The 15,697-nt window shown below is 42.1% G+C and carries 14 protein-coding genes; 9 read left to right on the top strand and 5 right to left on the bottom strand.

Annotated features, from left to right (window positions below):
- Positions 1-7: 7 nt before the first annotated feature.
- From ACIQXR_RS06280 to rbsB, 3 genes are read left to right on the top strand one after another with little or no spacing between them, the layout of a single operon-like run.
- The gene (locus ACIQXR_RS06280) at positions 8-1,489 is read left to right on the top strand and encodes a sugar ABC transporter ATP-binding protein (RefSeq protein ID WP_402870033.1); all 1,482 of its coding nucleotides are present in this window, start codon (positions 8-10) and stop codon (positions 1,487-1,489) included.
- A 1-nt stretch (position 1,490) separates the two neighbouring features.
- Positions 1,491-2,435, top strand: coding sequence for an ABC transporter permease (locus ACIQXR_RS06275; RefSeq protein ID WP_402870036.1), 945 nt, complete (start codon positions 1,491-1,493; stop codon positions 2,433-2,435).
- 16 nt (positions 2,436-2,451) lie between these two features.
- Positions 2,452-3,372: a ribose ABC transporter substrate-binding protein RbsB gene (rbsB, locus tag ACIQXR_RS06270; RefSeq protein ID WP_402870039.1), complete on the top strand. Its 921-nt coding sequence runs from the start codon at positions 2,452-2,454 to the stop codon at positions 3,370-3,372.
- 111 nt (positions 3,373-3,483) lie between these two features.
- Here the strand turns inward: rbsB and gdhA are convergent, their stop codons facing one another.
- Positions 3,484-4,866 carry an NADP-specific glutamate dehydrogenase gene (gdhA, locus tag ACIQXR_RS06265; RefSeq protein ID WP_402870042.1) on the bottom strand — a complete coding sequence of 461 codons (1,383 nt, stop codon included), beginning with the start codon at positions 4,864-4,866 and terminating at the stop codon, positions 3,484-3,486.
- Positions 4,867-5,029: 163 nt separating this feature from the next.
- On the opposite strand from gdhA, the gene gltC reads away from it, so the two are divergent.
- The 3 genes from gltC to ACIQXR_RS06250 all read left to right on the top strand — a co-directional run bounded on the left by gltC (position 5,030) and on the right by ACIQXR_RS06250 (position 8,718).
- On the top strand, positions 5,030-5,932 hold the full coding sequence (gene gltC / locus ACIQXR_RS06260; protein ID WP_402870044.1) for a glutamate biosynthesis transcriptional regulator GltC: 903 nt from the start codon (positions 5,030-5,032) through the stop codon (positions 5,930-5,932).
- Between the two features lie 482 nt (positions 5,933-6,414).
- Entirely contained in the window at positions 6,415-7,407 is a 993-nt protein-coding gene (locus ACIQXR_RS06255) for a PTS sugar transporter subunit IIC (RefSeq protein WP_402871292.1), read from the top strand.
- A gap of 111 nt (positions 7,408-7,518) precedes the next feature.
- Positions 7,519-8,718, top strand: a complete 1,200-nt coding sequence (locus ACIQXR_RS06250; RefSeq protein WP_402955030.1) for a class I SAM-dependent rRNA methyltransferase — start codon at positions 7,519-7,521, stop codon at positions 8,716-8,718.
- 74 nt (positions 8,719-8,792) lie between these two features.
- Here ACIQXR_RS06250 and ACIQXR_RS06245 read toward each other — a convergent pair whose 3' ends face one another.
- Positions 8,793-9,470, bottom strand: a complete 678-nt coding sequence (locus ACIQXR_RS06245) for a lysoplasmalogenase (RefSeq protein ID WP_402870050.1) — start codon at positions 9,468-9,470, stop codon at positions 8,793-8,795.
- Positions 9,471-9,610: 140 nt separating this feature from the next.
- Positions 9,611-10,879, bottom strand: a complete 1,269-nt coding sequence (locus ACIQXR_RS06240) for a dicarboxylate/amino acid:cation symporter (protein ID WP_402870052.1) — start codon at positions 10,877-10,879, stop codon at positions 9,611-9,613.
- A gap of 617 nt (positions 10,880-11,496) precedes the next feature.
- Here ACIQXR_RS06240 and ACIQXR_RS06235 point away from each other — a divergent pair.
- Together ACIQXR_RS06235 and ACIQXR_RS06230 are read left to right on the top strand one after the other, a co-directional pair.
- Positions 11,497-12,252: a threonine/serine exporter family protein gene (locus ACIQXR_RS06235; RefSeq protein WP_402870054.1), complete on the top strand. Its 756-nt coding sequence runs from the start codon at positions 11,497-11,499 to the stop codon at positions 12,250-12,252.
- Between the two features lie 18 nt (positions 12,253-12,270).
- Positions 12,271-12,723 (top strand): threonine/serine exporter family protein, encoded by a 453-nt coding sequence (locus ACIQXR_RS06230; protein WP_402870056.1) that lies wholly within the window; start codon positions 12,271-12,273, stop codon positions 12,721-12,723.
- A gap of 66 nt (positions 12,724-12,789) precedes the next feature.
- Here ACIQXR_RS06230 and ACIQXR_RS06225 read toward each other — a convergent pair whose 3' ends face one another.
- Both ACIQXR_RS06225 and ACIQXR_RS06220 read right to left on the bottom strand, forming a co-directional pair.
- The gene (locus tag ACIQXR_RS06225) at positions 12,790-14,325 is read right to left on the bottom strand and encodes a solute symporter family protein (protein WP_402870058.1); all 1,536 of its coding nucleotides are present in this window, start codon (positions 14,323-14,325) and stop codon (positions 12,790-12,792) included.
- A 7-nt stretch (positions 14,326-14,332) separates the two neighbouring features.
- The gene (locus ACIQXR_RS06220) at positions 14,333-14,659 is read right to left on the bottom strand and encodes a DUF485 domain-containing protein (RefSeq protein ID WP_402871295.1); all 327 of its coding nucleotides are present in this window, start codon (positions 14,657-14,659) and stop codon (positions 14,333-14,335) included.
- A gap of 356 nt (positions 14,660-15,015) precedes the next feature.
- Here ACIQXR_RS06220 and ACIQXR_RS06215 point away from each other — a divergent pair, with 356 nt between their 5' ends.
- Positions 15,016-15,687, top strand: coding sequence for a response regulator transcription factor (locus ACIQXR_RS06215; protein ID WP_402870061.1), 672 nt, complete (start codon positions 15,016-15,018; stop codon positions 15,685-15,687).
- The last annotated feature ends 10 nt before the right edge of the window (positions 15,688-15,697 follow it).

Genomic DNA, 15,697 nt, shown 5'->3' with positions numbered 1-15,697 from the left:
GAAAAGTATGCAAATTGAAATGAGTAATATCTATAAGGCATTTGGCCAGAACAAGGTATTAGAGGGCGTACAGTTTTCTTTAGAGGCAGGAGAAGTCCACGCACTTATGGGGGAAAACGGAGCCGGAAAGTCAACCTTGATGAATATTTTGACCGGACTTCATAAACATGACCAGGGAACAATCATGATCAATGGCAAAGAGGTTTCCTTCAAGGACTCGAAGGAAGCGGAAAAAGCAGGATTGGCCTTTATCCGACAAGAGTTGAATATCTGGCCAGAAATGACGGTATTAGAAAACCTATTCATCGGTAAGGAAATGGTCAATGCTTTCGGTGTGTTGAAAAACAAACAAATGATGGCTAAAGCCAATGAGATTTTTAAGACGCTTAATATTTCGCTTCCTTTTGATAAAGAAGCCGGTCTTTGCTCAGTTGGCGAACAGCAGATGATAGAGATTGCTAAAGCGCTGATGACGGATGCTGAGGTCATCATCATGGATGAACCAACCGCCGCCTTGACCGATCGGGAAATTGAGAAGTTGTTTGAAGTGATGAAAGGCCTAATAAAAAAAGGAGTATCACTTGTTTATATTTCTCATCGGATGGAAGAGATTTTTGCCATTTGTGACCGGATCACAGTCATGCGTGACGGTAAAACAGTGGATACCAAAAGAATCATAGATACCAATTTTGATGAAGTGGTCCAGAAGATGGTCGGTCGTGAGCTAGAGGACCGTTTCCCTCATCGTGAGGCATCCCCTGGAGAAGTGGTACTTGAAGTGAATGCACTCACTAAAAAAGGACTCTTTGAAGATATTCATTTTGCTGTCCGTCAAGGTGAAATTGTGGGTGTAGCCGGGTTAATGGGAGCAGGAAGAACGGAAATCATGCGTGCCATTTTCGGAATTGATCAAATAGGTAGTGGAGAGTTAAAGATAGAGGGTAAAAAGGTAGCCATACGTAAACCTACAGATGCAGTACGGCATGGTTTAGCCTTCATCACGGAAAATCGTAAAGAAGAAGGGTTGATCCTGGACTTTTCTATCCGCGAAAATATCGGCCTTCCAAACCTAAAGAGCTTTGCCCCTAACGGAATTGTAAAGACAGCTGATGAGAAAAAATTTGCGGAGATGATGGTCAAGCGTCTTCACGTGAAAACATCGTCTACAGAAGCGATTATTGGCAACTTATCTGGAGGAAATCAACAAAAAGTGGTCATTGCCAAATGGATTGGAACTTCTCCTAAAGTGTTGATCATGGATGAGCCGACAAGGGGAATCGATGTCGGAGCGAAACGTGAAATATATGAATTGATGAATGAATTAACAGAACGAGGCATCGCCATCATTATGGTTTCGTCAGAACTTCCTGAAATTGTGGGAATGAGTGACAGAGTTCTTGTTGTACACGAAGGTAAAATTGCCGGGGAATTGATGAAGAAGGAAGCAACACAAGAAAAAATTATGGCATTGGCAACAGGAGGAAACTAGGATGAAACTTGAGGCTGCAGGGAAAACTGGAATCTGGCAGAAATTTGGTCCATTACTTGCTTTGATTCTTTTATTTATCGTAATAACCGTTTTAAACCCATCATTCATGGAACCGAGTAACATCTTGAATCTATTGCGTCAAACCTCCATTAATGCATTGATTGCGTTTGGGATGACCTTCATTATTTTGACTGGCGGAATTGATCTGTCGGTCGGCTCCATTCTAGCACTATCCAGTGCACTTATGGCTGGCATGATGGTTTCAGGATTGGACCCTATTTTAGCTATATTAGTAGGCGTTTTATTAGGTACCATAATGGGTGTGATTAATGGGATTCTTATCTCGAAAGGAAAAATGGCGCCTTTCATTGTCACATTGGCAACGATGACCATTTTCCGTGGATTAACGCTTGTGTATACAGATGGTAAGCCGATTACGGGTATTGGTGACTCTTTGATGTTCCAATTGTTTGGTAGGGGATATTTCTTTGGAATTCCTGTTCCAGCGGTTGTGATGATCATCGCTTTCATCATTCTCTGGTTCTTGCTCCATAAAACATCATTTGGACGTAAGACGTATGCAATAGGTGGAAATGAGAAGGCTTCACGTATCTCTGGAATTAAAGTGGACCGGGTCAAGGTAGCTATTTATGGGCTTGCAGGCACAATGGCAGCGCTTGCCGGTGCCATTCTAACATCTCGTTTGAATTCAGCACAGCCGACTGCCGGTCAATCCTACGAAATGGATGCCATTGCTGCCGTTGTATTAGGCGGGACAAGCCTATCAGGAGGAAAGGGCCGGATGTTCGGTACGCTAGTCGGTGTCTTGATTATCGGTACATTGAACAACGGAATGAATTTACTTGGTGTGTCCTCTTTCTACCAGCAAGTCGTAAAGGGCGCAGTTATATTGGTTGCTGTTTTACTTGATCGTAAAAAATCATAAGTAGAGGTGTATCAAAATGAAAAAGGTTCTTTCGTTATTCATGGTTCTGTCTTTAGTGGTATTAGCAGCATGTTCAATGGAATCGGGATTCAATGATAATAAAAAAGAAGTAAAAGAGTCCATGAAAGACGTGAAGGTTGGAGTCAGCATATCTACATTAAATAATCCTTTCTTCGTTGCGTTGAAAGATGGGATTGAAAAAGAAGCGAAGGCAAAAGGCATGAAAGTGTCAGTGGTCGATGCACAAGATGATACAGCGAAACAAATAAGCGGGATTGAAGATTTGATTCTTCAAAATGTCGATATACTACTCGTCAACCCTACGGATTCGGCTGCGATTTCATCAGCGGTTCAATCGGCTAATGAAGCGGGCATTCCCGTCATAACAATTGACCGTTCTTCCGAGGAAGGCGACATTGAAACGTTCATTGCTTCAGATAATGTAGCCGGCGGAGAGACAGCGGCTGAATATCTTGTTAAACAACTTGGAGAACAGGCAAAAGTTGTGGAATTAGAAGGGGTTTCTGGAGCATCTGCAACGCGTGAGCGGGGGAAAGGGTTCCATAACATCGCAGATGAGCAATTAGATGTTCTGACAAGCCAAACGGCTGAATTTGACCGTACAAAAGGGCTTAACGTTATGGAAAACATCCTGCAAGGGAAAAAAGACATCCAAGCGGTCTTTGCTCATAATGATGAAATGGCATTAGGAGCAGTAGAGGCAATCAAAGCGGCCGGAAAAGACGTCATTGTCGTTGGTTTTGATGGAAACGAGGATGCTCTAAAAGCGGTTGAAAACGGTGAATTACAAGCAACCGTTGCTCAACAACCGGTCCTTATCGGTGAAGAAGCAGTTCATGCGGCTGAAAAAGTCCTGAAAGGCGAAAAAGTGGATAGTACGATTTCTGTTCCATTGAAGCTAGTGACTAAGGAATAAAAGTGTATGTAATAAAGGAGAGTGCCGGTATTTTGTCCGGCACTCTCCTTTGTTGTGGGATGTTACAATGAAGAGGAGGCGGTCCATTTGGACCGCCTCCTTCACTAGCTCTTAGAGTATTCCCTGAGTCATCATAGCGTCTGCTACTTTAAGGAATCCTGCAATGTTGGCACCGACAACTAAGTTGCCTGGAACACCATATGCTTCAGCTGCTTCTATACTATTTTTGTAAATATTTTTCATGATGCCATGCAGTTTTTCGTCGACTTCTTCAAACGTCCAAGGCATTCTGGCACTATTTTGTGCCATTTCAAGGGCTGAAACAGCTACGCCACCTGCATTGGCAGCTTTAGCTGGACCAAAGAGGACACCATTGTTAAGGAATACGTCAATCGCTTCAAGGGTAGAAGGCATGTTAGCACCTTCGCCGACCGCTTTTACATTGTTTTTGATCAGCAGTTTTGCTGCATCTTCATCAATTTCATTCTGTGTTGCACAAGGAAGGGCGATGTCGCATGGGATAGACCAAATTCCGTAACTGCCTTCAGTGTATTCCGCTTCAGGATGAACACTAACATAATCACATAGGCGTTTCCGTTCTACTTCTTTTAGTCGCTTAATCGTATCTAGGTTTAGACCGTTTTTATCATAAATGTATCCATTGGAATCACTGCAAGCGACTACTCTGGCACCTAATTGTGTTGCTTTTTCAATCGCATAGATGGAAACATTACCAGATCCCGAGATGACAACAGTACTGCCGTTGAATTGTAGTCCTTTATCTTTTAGCATTTCTTCAACGAAGTAAACCGTTCCATAGCCGGTTGCTTCTGTACGTGCTAGACTGCCTCCGTAACTAATGCCTTTACCGGTTAAAACGCCGGCATGGTAGCTTCCCTGCATTTTCTTATACTGACCGAACAGATACCCGATCTCTCTGGCTCCCACTCCGATATCCCCAGCCGGTACGTCGGTGTCTGGTCCTATATGTAATCCAAGTTCTGACATGAAGCTTTGGCAGAAACGCATGATTTCACCATCTGATTTTCCTTTTGGATCAAAGTCGGCGCCACCTTTACCTCCGCCGATCGGTTGACCTGTTAAAGAGTTTTTAAAGATTTGTTCAAATCCTAGAAACTTGATGATGCTTGCATTTACCGTAGGATGGAAACGTAGGCCGCCTTTATAGGGTCCGATTGCGTTATTGAATTGTACGCGGAAACCTCGATTCACGTGTACATTACCTAGGTCATCGACCCAAGGGACACGGAAGGTGATCATTCTCTCTGGTTCAACGATCCGCTCTAGTATCCCGTTTTTCATATAATCCGGATGTTGTGCAAATACCGGTACCAACGAAAGGAAGATTTCCTTTACAGCTTGTTGGAATTCACTTTCGTGGGGATTGCGTTCTTTCACTTTTGCATATACGTCGCTTACGTATTCTTTTGCAACTTGCAATTCATCTTGCTGGATTTCTTGGGATGTTATCATCTTCATTTAGCTCCCTTTTTTTTGTTATTTAGTAAAATAATTATAAGTAGTATTATCGATGGGTTCTTATGTGATAGTTTCATGATATAATTTAAATTCTAAAAGAACAATCTGAATATTAGATAAATTACATGCTGTTTTGATATGAAAGAAGGAACCAACATTGGAATTAAGACAAATCGAGTACTTCATTGAAGTGGCAAAACGAGAACATATGACTGAAGCAGCCGTGGCGTTGCATGTGGCCCAATCTGCGGTTAGTCGTCAAATATATAATTTAGAAGAAGAACTGGGTGTGCAGTTATTTATCCGTGAAGGACGGAAAATCAAGCTGACCCCCATAGGAAATACCTTTCTCATACATATGCAGAAGGCAGTCGACATGATTGAACGGGCAAAACGGGAGATGGCTGAAAGCTTGGATCCGGAAAAGGGAACGATTCGGATCGGTTTTCCGAGTAGTTTAGCTTCCTATATATTGCCAAAGGTCATTTCTGACTTCAGGGAAATATACCCGCAAGCTAAATTCACATTAAAACAAGGATCCTATCGCTACTTAATAGATTCTGTAATAAAAGGAAATATCAATATGGCCTTGATAGGTCCGTTACCACCGAATGAAAAGAAAATTCATGGAGAAACGTTATTTATTGAACAGCTAGTTGCCCTTCTATCGGAAAATCATCCATTGGCAAAGAGGAAGTCCATCAAGTTAAATGAATTACAGGGAAACCCATTCATTGTCTACCCTAAGGGATATGTTCTGCGGGAACTGGTCATGAAGGCGTGTAAGCTTAACGGCTTTGAGCCGGAGGTTGCCTTCGAAGGGAAAGACACCGATGCTATTAAAGGGTTGGTGGCAGCCGGGCTTGGCGTCACGCTGATACCTGAAATTTCTTTGATTGATAGCCTGCCTCGCTTCACGGTGAGATTGCCTTTAGAGGAACCTTCCGTAACACGTGCAGTTGGTGTTATCATTCCTACTGAAAGAGAATTAATGCCAACGGAAAAGTTATTTTATAAATTTCTTAGAGAAACCTTTGCTACCCTTGAAGGCTTTCAATAGTAGGAAAGGTAAGGACATAAACCTAAAAAAGGAGAATCCGCTGTAAAGTGGTTCTCTTTTTTGTTAGGAAAGAAAAAATCGTCTATTATAGTGAAATAACTAAGAAATCGGAGGAGTGAAGGGATTGATTATATGGATAATTTAACCATAAACCTTGTGCCAAATAGTCATGAAGATAATAAGTGGAAGCGAAATGGTTAGCGCTAAATGAAGAAATCATTCCTTTTTGTAAGCGTTTTTATTTTATTAGAATATAAATCCTGTTTACATTGTCAGAATATTCGTGTTACTATACGAACAAGCTCAATTAATGAAGGAGAAAATCAATTGTCTAACCTCTATCTTACGATGGATAGTTTGGGGTATATTCTACCTTTTATATAGGCTTAGCGTAGTCAGTTTTTTATTTGATATTTAATATTAGAATATTTAAAAAATAGGAGTGGAATCCAGTGAGCAGAAAAGAATACATCACAGAACGAATGTATAAGGCTTCAACGGGAATCGCTAATGCTGTATTGGTAACATTAGGGATCGGTTTATTGTTTGAATCAATAGGAGGGTATTTAGACTGGGAAGTCTTCCTTGCAATCGGCGGGGCTACTAAGGTCTTGTTGGCACCAGCTTTAGGAGCTGGAATAGCATACCAACTCGGGGGTAATTCGTTGGTCATCTTTAGTGCGATGGCTTCAAGTGCGGTCGGTGGAGCTGCAATTAACCGAACGGCAGAGGGGGCTTTTACGATTGTCACCGGTCAGCCGATCAGTGCTGTTCTGGCTGCATTGATTGCCACGTATGTCGGTAAACGTTTGATAGGGAAAACCAAGTTGGATATCATGGCCATCCCGTTGGCTGCTGTCCTTGTCGGAGGGGTGTCAGGTTATGGACTTGCGCTTGTTACGACACCGTTACTGACTTGGTTAAGCGGTCAAATTACCGCCGCTGTTTCCGGTTCTCCTTTAATTGGTTCCATGGTCATTGCGTTAGTCTTTAGCATTTTATTGATGACACCGGCTTCTTCCGCTGCTTTAGCAATTGCGCTCCAGTTGGATCCCGTTTCTAGTGCGGCAGCGTTAATTGGGTGCACTGTTCAGTTTGTTGGCTTTACTGTTATGTCTTATAAAGATAATGATATGGGCGGTTTTCTAGCCCAGATGGTCGTGACTCCAAAGGTTCAATTTCCCAACTTAATAAAGAATCCGTTATACGTCATTCCGCCATTCGTGGCAGCTATTGTCTGTGCTCCAATTGCCACGATGGTCTTTGATTTTCAAGTGTCTTATGAGCTTGGAGGAATGGGGCTAAGCTCCTTAATCGCTCCGATTGCCGTACTGACGGGTCAAGGGTTGTATACGTTTCTTATCTATGTGGCAGTAGGGATGGTGCTGCCCGCCTTAATTACCATCGTTTTACACCGGGCCTTGAAAGTGATGGGGAAAGCCCATGCCGGGGACCTTCACTTGAAAATCTCATGAATCGATAGAGTTTTAGAAACCAGCTTGGTCAGGGAACCAAGCTGGTTTTTATTTATGTGGGGATTAGGGTAAAATGGGGAGGAAAGCAATACCAAAGATAGGATGATATATTTGATAAAAGAAATAGATGTAAAAGTTAAAACTAAATTCGTAAGTAAAATCGCAAAAGGCTATCCTCTGATTGCCAAGGAGGCGATTGGCAACCTCAATGACCTTCAGGAAGAAGGATGCTTGTTGCGATTGGTCGACGAAAACAATCGCTTTCTTGCCAAGGGCTATTATGGAAGACAGAATAAAGGCTATGGATGGGTGTTGACGCACAAAGAGGGCGAAAACATTGACCAGGAGTTTTTCAATCAAAAAATCCAGGCTGCTTATGACTATCGAAAGCCTTTCTTCAAAGATAACGAAACGACGGCATTCCGCTTCTTCAATGGTGAGGGAGATGGAGTTGGTGGGATAATCATTGATCACTACGAGGGCAACTATGTCATCAACTGGTATAGCAAGGGAATCTATTCATTTAAAGACTATATTATTAAAGCCTTGCAGAATACGGTCAATGTCAAATCCATCTATCAGAAGAAACGCTTTGATACAAAGGGACAATATGTAGAGGAAGATGACTTTGTCATGGGTGTGCAGCCGGAATTTCCACTTATCGTCAAGGAAAATGGTGTTCAATTTGCGGTTTACCTGAACGATGGAGCAATGGTAGGCGTTTTCCTCGATCAACGTGATGTTAGAAGGACCATCAGGGATAAGTATGCAAAAGGGAAAACTGTCTTGAATATGTTCTCTTACACCGGTGCCTTCTCTGTATTTGCAGCTTTAGGCGGTGCCATTAAAACGACAAGTGTGGACTTGGCTAACCGCAGTTTGCCTAAAACGACTGAACAATTTAACGTGAATGGAATTGATCCAGAAGCGCAGAACATCGTCGTAATGGATGTATTTAATTACTTTAAGTATGCGATGAAGAAAGCTCTGAAATTTGATATAGTCATCCTGGATCCGCCGAGTTTTGCCAAATCAAAGAAGTTTACCTTTAGTGCTGGTAAAGACTATACGAACTTATTGAAAGATGCTATTGCCATTACAGAGGACAATGGAGTGATTATTGCATCTACGAACTGTAGCACCTTTGATATGAAAAAATTCAAAAGCTTCATTGACGCGGCATTTAGAGAAATGAATGGAAAATATGAATTGATGGAAGAGTTCACGCTCCCCACCGATTTTAGAACAAATTCGAACTTCAAAGAGGGCAATTATTTAAAAGTGGCATTTATCAAGAAAATCAAAGGATGAAATCCCTATGTAGGTATGCAACGGTCTGGAATAAGACTGTGCATACCTTTTTTATGTATCGAATAGGAATGAAATTAGTCGTATATAGTCGGTTCATCATACTTTCGGTTTATCAATGAAGGATAAGCATATTTTGGCCGAATGCTAGAAGCGATGAAGAATTGAGCTGTATAGTAGGTAAGCATGATCAGGGGACCGGCAAAGGTAATATCTTCGACGAATTTATTCCAGGATAAAATGGAGTCTGAAATGACAAACAGCAAACCACCGATAATGGCAGCAGCCTTCCCAGTCATGAATGCGGTCCAGCCCATGATGGAAATCACGGTTATATAGCAAATGACGGGAATGATCAAACTGCTCTCCCCCTTCTCAGTCAAAGAAAGAACTATTTCCCGGCCAATCCAAGTGGAATAGACCCCAATGGGAAGAATGCTTGCCATGCGCAGCCATGAAAAATTCCACTGGTTCAAGAATGCGGCAATATAGAAGATGTGTCCAATCAAGAAAGCCGTTAGGCCAATAACAAACCAGATTAATAAGCCGTCACCTAGCATGCAAAAGAATAGACCAAGTAATACAAGTTGTTGATAGCGGGTCATACGATCCATATTTTTGGTGTAGGCATAAAACAGGATCAATATCATGGGGATAATCTTGAATAGAATCTTTATAGCTAACGGTTCTTCAGGTATGAAAAATATATAGAGTAAGCCCATGATAAGAATTCCAGCAGGCAGCCACTTATTCAATATTCTACCCCTCCTCGCGTTCTTTCTCCTTTAATTCGATTTAAGGAAGGGAAAATCCTTTTCTGCTGAAAACTTGTTTCAAGACAATTAAGGAATAAAAAATAGACTCCAAATCTCTTGGAGTCTATTTCATACGAAGCTTATATAGTAGGATCCTCTTTTACAAAGGCCTGTTTTACCCAGTTCTTACCCTCGACAAGCCGTGTGACAAGCATAGCGCACACGGTATTCCCTGTTGAGTTTAGAAGTGTAGCGGGTGCATCGATAATGGTAGAGATGACAGCAATAATTGGTAAGACTTCGATAGGGAAGCCAAACACGCTTAGAATCAACATTTCCCCAATCATGCCACCTCCAGGAATGGCGCCCATGACCGCACCGACTAAAAAGGCCACGGCAAGGATGCTTAGAATGCTGGAAATACTCGTCATATCTTTGCCGAATAGGGTGAAAAGGAAAACAATCTTCAAGACACCACCAAATACAGAACCATCTTTATGTGTGTTGGCTCCAAGTGGGATGATTGTTTCGGCAATATCCTTTGGTACACCCATTTTTCGGACGTATTCCAAGTTGACTGGAATCGAAGCCGCACTCGAGCAGGTAGCGATGGCTGTAATGGAAGGCGTGAATGCGTTTTTCCAGAACAATTTAATACCCTCTTTGCCACCAGCAAGAAAGGCATATAGAGTGAAGAACCCAAAATAATAGATCACGGTCAAAATGAGATAAAGAACGAATGTGCGTGCATAACCTTCTAAAATTTGTGGTCCAAGCTGACCGATGATGGAAGCGAAGTAAGCGCCTAGACCAATCGGTGCATAATACATGACAATTTTAACGACTTTCATCATCACAGCCGTACCAGCTGATAAAAACACAGTAATCGGTTTGGCTTTTTCGCCGACTAATGCGGTGGAAAGTCCAATTAAAACAGAGAAGACAATTAACTGTAGCATATTGCTTCTTGAGAACAGTTCGGGAAAGTCGGAGACCGTAACCGTTTGAACGAGCTGGCTAAGTAATGAAACCTCTTCAACAGGCTCCTGTGAACCACCATTTTCCATTAGTTCTTTAATCGCAGTGGTATCTGTGCCTTCCAATGGATTGATGATAGTTGTCCCAACGAAGCCAATTACGGCAGCCAGCGCAGCTGTTGCTAAGAAAACGAAGACGATGCTGCCCATGATTTTCCCTAGACGATTCATCCCATTCATATTGGCGATGGCCGAAGAGATACTGAAAAATACCAGTGGCACAATTATTGTGAACATTAAATTTAGAAATAAGTCCCCCAGCGGCTGGATGATGGAGGTCTTCTCTCCAAATATCAGACCAGCTATACCGCCAATAATAATTGCCGTCAGCAATATTAAAGAGGATCGATAGTTTTTAAAGAAGCTTTTCATGAAATATTCCTTCCTTTCAGGATGTGGCTAACAATAATTACACGCTCAATTATCAACTTTAGAGCGTAGTTTGACAATAATTAATTAAAGGAAGTTTAGTTAAAAGAATAATCAGATAAAAATAGTGCGGTGAGTTAGCAGTTGGCATTTGAGAAATCTCTCATGTGTTATGCAACAATAAATATCAGAATCTTTGAAAAAATTGGTAGGACTAGGGGCAATTTGGTTGACCATGACGGATTAGAAAAGGTGAATTCGATAAAATTACTGAAATAAGAGACATGTTCAATTGGCCAACGAGGTGGATATGCCTGTTACCAAGTACCGTGGATGTTGGGGCAGTTGAAAGTTTAGTGGGATTCCAGTCTTTAAGAACCAGCCCTTGCAGGATGTAGAAGGCTTGATGAGGTTACTAGGTGGAAAAGGGGGTACCCGTCGATTAGCGTAATGAGGAATATAAATAATAGGGAGCGATAAGTTAGAATAATCGGCTTATTTAGGAAGGGTTAGCTATATCCTTTTTTCGAAAATTAGGCTATCATGGAATGAATTTGGAAGGGTTAGTTTTTACTTATAAAGCAAGCATTTCCTATATAGGAAGTAATGGAGAGGATACGATGGAAAGTCAGTTTCAGACGAATGAAATTATAGATGTTTGTTTGCTTGCAGGGAAAATCATGCTCCAAAACGGCGCGGAAACCTCCAGGGTGGAAGATACGATGGTTAGGATAGCGGCCGCTTTTGGTTGTGATGAATCGCATAGCTTTTCAACGCCGACAGGAATTATCTTCTCCTTGGATGGGGAACACCCCGCCTCTAAGCTAATCAGGGTTTCCCAAAGGTCCACTGATTTACACAAGGTGACGTTAGTGAACAGCATTTCCCGTAGCATATCAAGTCGGGAAATGACGCCACAGCAAGCTTATTCCCGTCTGAAGGAAATAGAAAAGGAAGGCATGGGGTATTCCGTGTGGGTACAGATTTTTGCAGCCTTCATATCAAGTGGTTGTTTTTTAATTATGTTCCAAGGACAGTGGAGTGATTTTATCTGGTCGTGTATCGCCGGAGGGTTAGGGTTTTCTTGCCTGCTGTATTTGCATTGGTTATTGGAGGTCCGTTTTTTTGCCGAGTTTATCGCTTCGTTAGTTGTGGGCATGGCCGCTATGTTATTTGTGCAATTCGGTTTGGGTAGTCAGTTGGATAAGATCATTATTGGAGCCGTGATGCCACTTGTGCCGGGATTATTAATTACGAATGCAGCAAGGGATTTAATTGCAGGGCATTTAGTTTCAGGGCTGTCCAAAGGAGCAGATGCAGGTTTGACCGCCTTGGCCATTGGTACTGGGATTGCGGTTGCCTTTGTTTTCCTATGATGTTGGGGAGGTAGAAAAATGATTGCACAGTTAATTACAAGTTTTATTGCCTCTGCTGCATTTGGAGTCATTTTCAATGTGCCAAAAAAATCGTTGATTCAATGTGGTACGGTTGGAATGGTAGGTTGGTTTCTCTATTATTATCTGGTCGAAAATGAGATAAATAGCATTGCTGCTACATTGGCAGCGGCATTCCTCGTAGCAGTTATCAGCCAATATTTTGCGAAGAGGTATAAAACACCGATTACAATATTTAATGTGTCAGGGATTATCCCACTCGTGCCTGGGGGACTATCCTATGATGCGATGAAGCATTTTGTGGAAAATGATTTCAATATGGCCGTCCAGCTGGCAGCAAAAGCATTTATGCTAGCAGGGGCGATTGCCATGGGTTTGATTTTTGCTGAGGTTATGAATCAGTTAGTGAATAAATACAATAAAAGAAAATTAAAGAGGCTAAATAAGATATAGAAATAGCTGGAATGTTACCAAATAGGAAAAGAGGGGAAAAATGATCCCCCTCTTTTCCTATTTGGGTTAAATTGAATCCTTCATCCCCGTATTAGCCTTGACTAATATTTCATCATATTTCTTGGCATCCGCTTTTTTACTGGACAACAAGGTTCCTACGATTGCAGCGATAAAGCCAATCGGGATGGAGATGATTCCTGGATTTTCAAGAGGAAAGAGCGGATTCCCTACAAAGATGGCATTCCCATCCGGAGACCAGACATTCGGGCTTAAGAACACGAGCAACAGGGAGCTGATTAGGCCGACAAGCATGCCTGTGACTGCTCCGGCTGTGTTGAAGCGTTTCCAGAATACCGTAAAGAGAATGATGGGAAGATTGGCGCTAGCGGCAACGGCAAAGGCAAGGGATACAAGGAAGGCAACATTCATATTTTGGGCAAATAGAGCAAGGATGATGGAAAGGATGGACACACCGATGGATGCCCAACGAGCGGCCACGACTTGTTCTTTATCAGTGGCTTCACCTTTACGAATGATATGACCATAAAAATCATGGGCAAAGGCGGAGGCGGCAGATAGAACAAGACCGGCCACAACCGCTAAGATGGTAGCAAAAGCAACGGCTGATACAAAGGCGAAAAGGAAATCTCCGCCTAGGGCTTCAGCAAGCAAGGGAGCAGCCATATTGCCAGCAGAATTCGCTCCAACGATTTTGTCATACCCTACGAAGGCTGCTGCCCCGAATCCAAGGAATATGGTCATGATATAGAAAATTCCAATGATCCATGTAGCATAGACCACGGACTTTCGCGCAGTGATGGCATCTTTCACTGTAAAGAATCGAATGAGTATATGCGGAAGTCCAGCCGTTCCTAGCACGAGGGCCAGATTGAGTGATAAAGTGTCCAATGGATCTTTAAACTTGTTTCCTGGGTTCAGGAAATCACCTCCGAGAGGAGTGGCTGTTTTCATCTGCCGGAACATCTCCAACACACTGAAGTCGAATTTTGCCAGTACGATAATGGAGATGATGAATGTCCCGGCCATCAATAAAACGGCTTTGACGATTTGCACCCAGCTAGTTGCGGTCATCCCACCAAATACGACGTATACGGTCATTAAAACCCCAACAATGATAACGGAGTATAAGTAATCGATTCCAAGTAATAATTTTATGAGGGCGCCTGCACCGACAAGTTGGGCAATCATATAAAAGGTAGAAATGGAAATCGTATTTAAAGCAGCCACGCCGCGTACCTTCTTTTCGTTGAAGCGTGCAGCAATCATGTCGGCAAGAGTGTATTTCCCAAGATTACGAAGGGGCTCGGCTACAATATAGAGTACGACGAGGTAAGCGACTAGAAAACCGATGCTATAGAAGAACCCATCGAATCCAGAGAGTGCGACCATCCCCGCAATTCCCAGAAATGAAGCGGCGGACATATAGTCCCCGGCTATTGCCCAGCCATTTTGCCAACCGGTTAGACTGCTATCCGCCGTATAGAAGTCAGCTGTCGTTTTGGTACGGCGTGAGGCAAAGAAGGTTATGACCAAGGTTAGACCGACTATGAGAAGAAATAAGACAAAAGCTAGTACATTCATGCCCTCTTCACCCCCTTCCTTTCGCTTCTTTTATAATATGTTCGACAAGCTTGTCGAAAGTTGCAGCTTTTTTGGAGTAAAGCACACATAGGGTCCATGTCATGATGAATTGTGCGAAGGCAAGCACCCAGGCCCAACTGATAGCGCCGAAAGCATTTGAATTCAGGACTGTAGAATAGGAAGTGAGAATGGGTAAGGAGAAATAAAAGACCATGAAAAAGATGGAAAGTGGAACGATGAACTTACGTTTTTTTCTAAGGAGATCTTGAAATGATGGTGATTGGACAATTTCGGTGTAATTTTTGGAAGCGCTTACTTTTTGATCTTCAGCCATTGATTCATTTGATGGCAATGTGGTTCCCCCTTTATAAATCAAGATAATTTACCTAGTGGAGCCCGATAACACTCTCAGTATATATTTATTAGAATATTTTGTAAATTTAATTTTAAAAAAATCCCCTTTTTTTGTTCGACATAGAATTTAGTAAAGCGAAGAAAAGAAATCTTCGTTCATTTGTTACATATAAAGGCAGCCATCATTAAGGAAAAGTTAAGCTTCTTTCGTAATACTGATTTCATCATACATCTTTAAAAAAAGCAGGCTGATGTTGTCTGGTTTTCTTTTATATATATAAAGGGGTAGGATTACAATATATTTACAGGAGAATTTTGTCAGGAGGGAGCCTTTTGATGAAGGTATTAGTGGTAGAGGATAATGCTTCGTTATTAGAGTCAATGAGGCAAATTTTAGAGGATGAATATGAAGTGGATACAGCTGATAACGGGGAAGATGGGCTTTTTTTGGCCCAGCAACGTATATACGATATCATTCTTTTGGATGTAATGCTTCCGGGTATGGATGGATTCGAGATCATCCGCCAAATGAGGAACGCCAAAATTGATACGAGTGTTTTATTTTTAACCGCAAAAGATTCCCTGGAGGATCGGGTAAAGGGCCTGGAACTTGGAGGGGATGATTACTTGGTCAAGCCATTTCAGGCAGCCGAGCTTAAGGCAAGAATACGGGCTCTTCTGCGTAGGAGTGGAATTCTTTCGCTTGAGCAAGGTTGGAAGTACCGAGGAATTCAATTGTTGGAGAAGGAAAAGGGTATTTTGGTAGAGGGTGAGGCGGTAAGACTAACGCTGAAGCAATATGAATTGCTCGAATACCTCATTCAAAACAAGGGAAAAATCCTTACCCGTGAACAGATTTTTGACCGCATCTGGGGGTTTGACTCCGATACGACGATCGCAATTGTTGAAGTGTTTGTGCACCATTTAAGAAAGAAATTGGAACCCTTTCAATACCATAAGGACATACAGACTATCCGAGGAATTGGCTATATGTTAAAACAACCTTAAGGGGGGTTAG

Source organism: Peribacillus sp. NPDC097224, assembly GCF_044761985.1.
In the GTDB taxonomy this organism is placed as follows: domain Bacteria; phylum Bacillota; class Bacilli; order Bacillales; family DSM-1321; genus Peribacillus.
Note: the sequence above shows the minus strand (reverse complement) of the source record. Positions and strands in the feature narration are given on the sequence as shown.

Bases quoted from the DNA above. Each gene is read 5' to 3' on its own strand.
- ACIQXR_RS06280 (WP_402870033.1), top strand. From the start codon at position 8: ATGCAAATTGAAATGAGTAATATCTATAAGGCATTTGGCCAGAACAAG.
- ACIQXR_RS06275 (WP_402870036.1), top strand. From the start codon at position 1,491: ATGAAACTTGAGGCTGCAGGGAAAACTGGAATCTGGCAGAAATTTGGT.
- rbsB (WP_402870039.1), top strand. From the start codon at position 2,452: ATGAAAAAGGTTCTTTCGTTATTCATGGTTCTGTCTTTAGTGGTATTA.
- gdhA (WP_402870042.1), bottom strand. From the start codon at position 4,866: ATGATAACATCCCAAGAAATCCAGCAAGATGAATTGCAAGTTGCAAAA.
- ACIQXR_RS06255 (WP_402871292.1), top strand. From the start codon at position 6,415: ATGTATAAGGCTTCAACGGGAATCGCTAATGCTGTATTGGTAACATTA.
- ACIQXR_RS06240 (WP_402870052.1), bottom strand. From the start codon at position 10,879: ATGAAAAGCTTCTTTAAAAACTATCGATCCTCTTTAATATTGCTGACG.
- ACIQXR_RS06235 (WP_402870054.1), top strand. From the start codon at position 11,497: ATGGAAAGTCAGTTTCAGACGAATGAAATTATAGATGTTTGTTTGCTT.
- ACIQXR_RS06230 (WP_402870056.1), top strand. From the start codon at position 12,271: ATGATTGCACAGTTAATTACAAGTTTTATTGCCTCTGCTGCATTTGGA.
- ACIQXR_RS06225 (WP_402870058.1), bottom strand. From the start codon at position 14,325: ATGAATGTACTAGCTTTTGTCTTATTTCTTCTCATAGTCGGTCTAACC.
- ACIQXR_RS06220 (WP_402871295.1), bottom strand. From the start codon at position 14,659: ATGGCTGAAGATCAAAAAGTAAGCGCTTCCAAAAATTACACCGAAATT.
- ACIQXR_RS06215 (WP_402870061.1), top strand. From the start codon at position 15,016: ATGAAGGTATTAGTGGTAGAGGATAATGCTTCGTTATTAGAGTCAATG.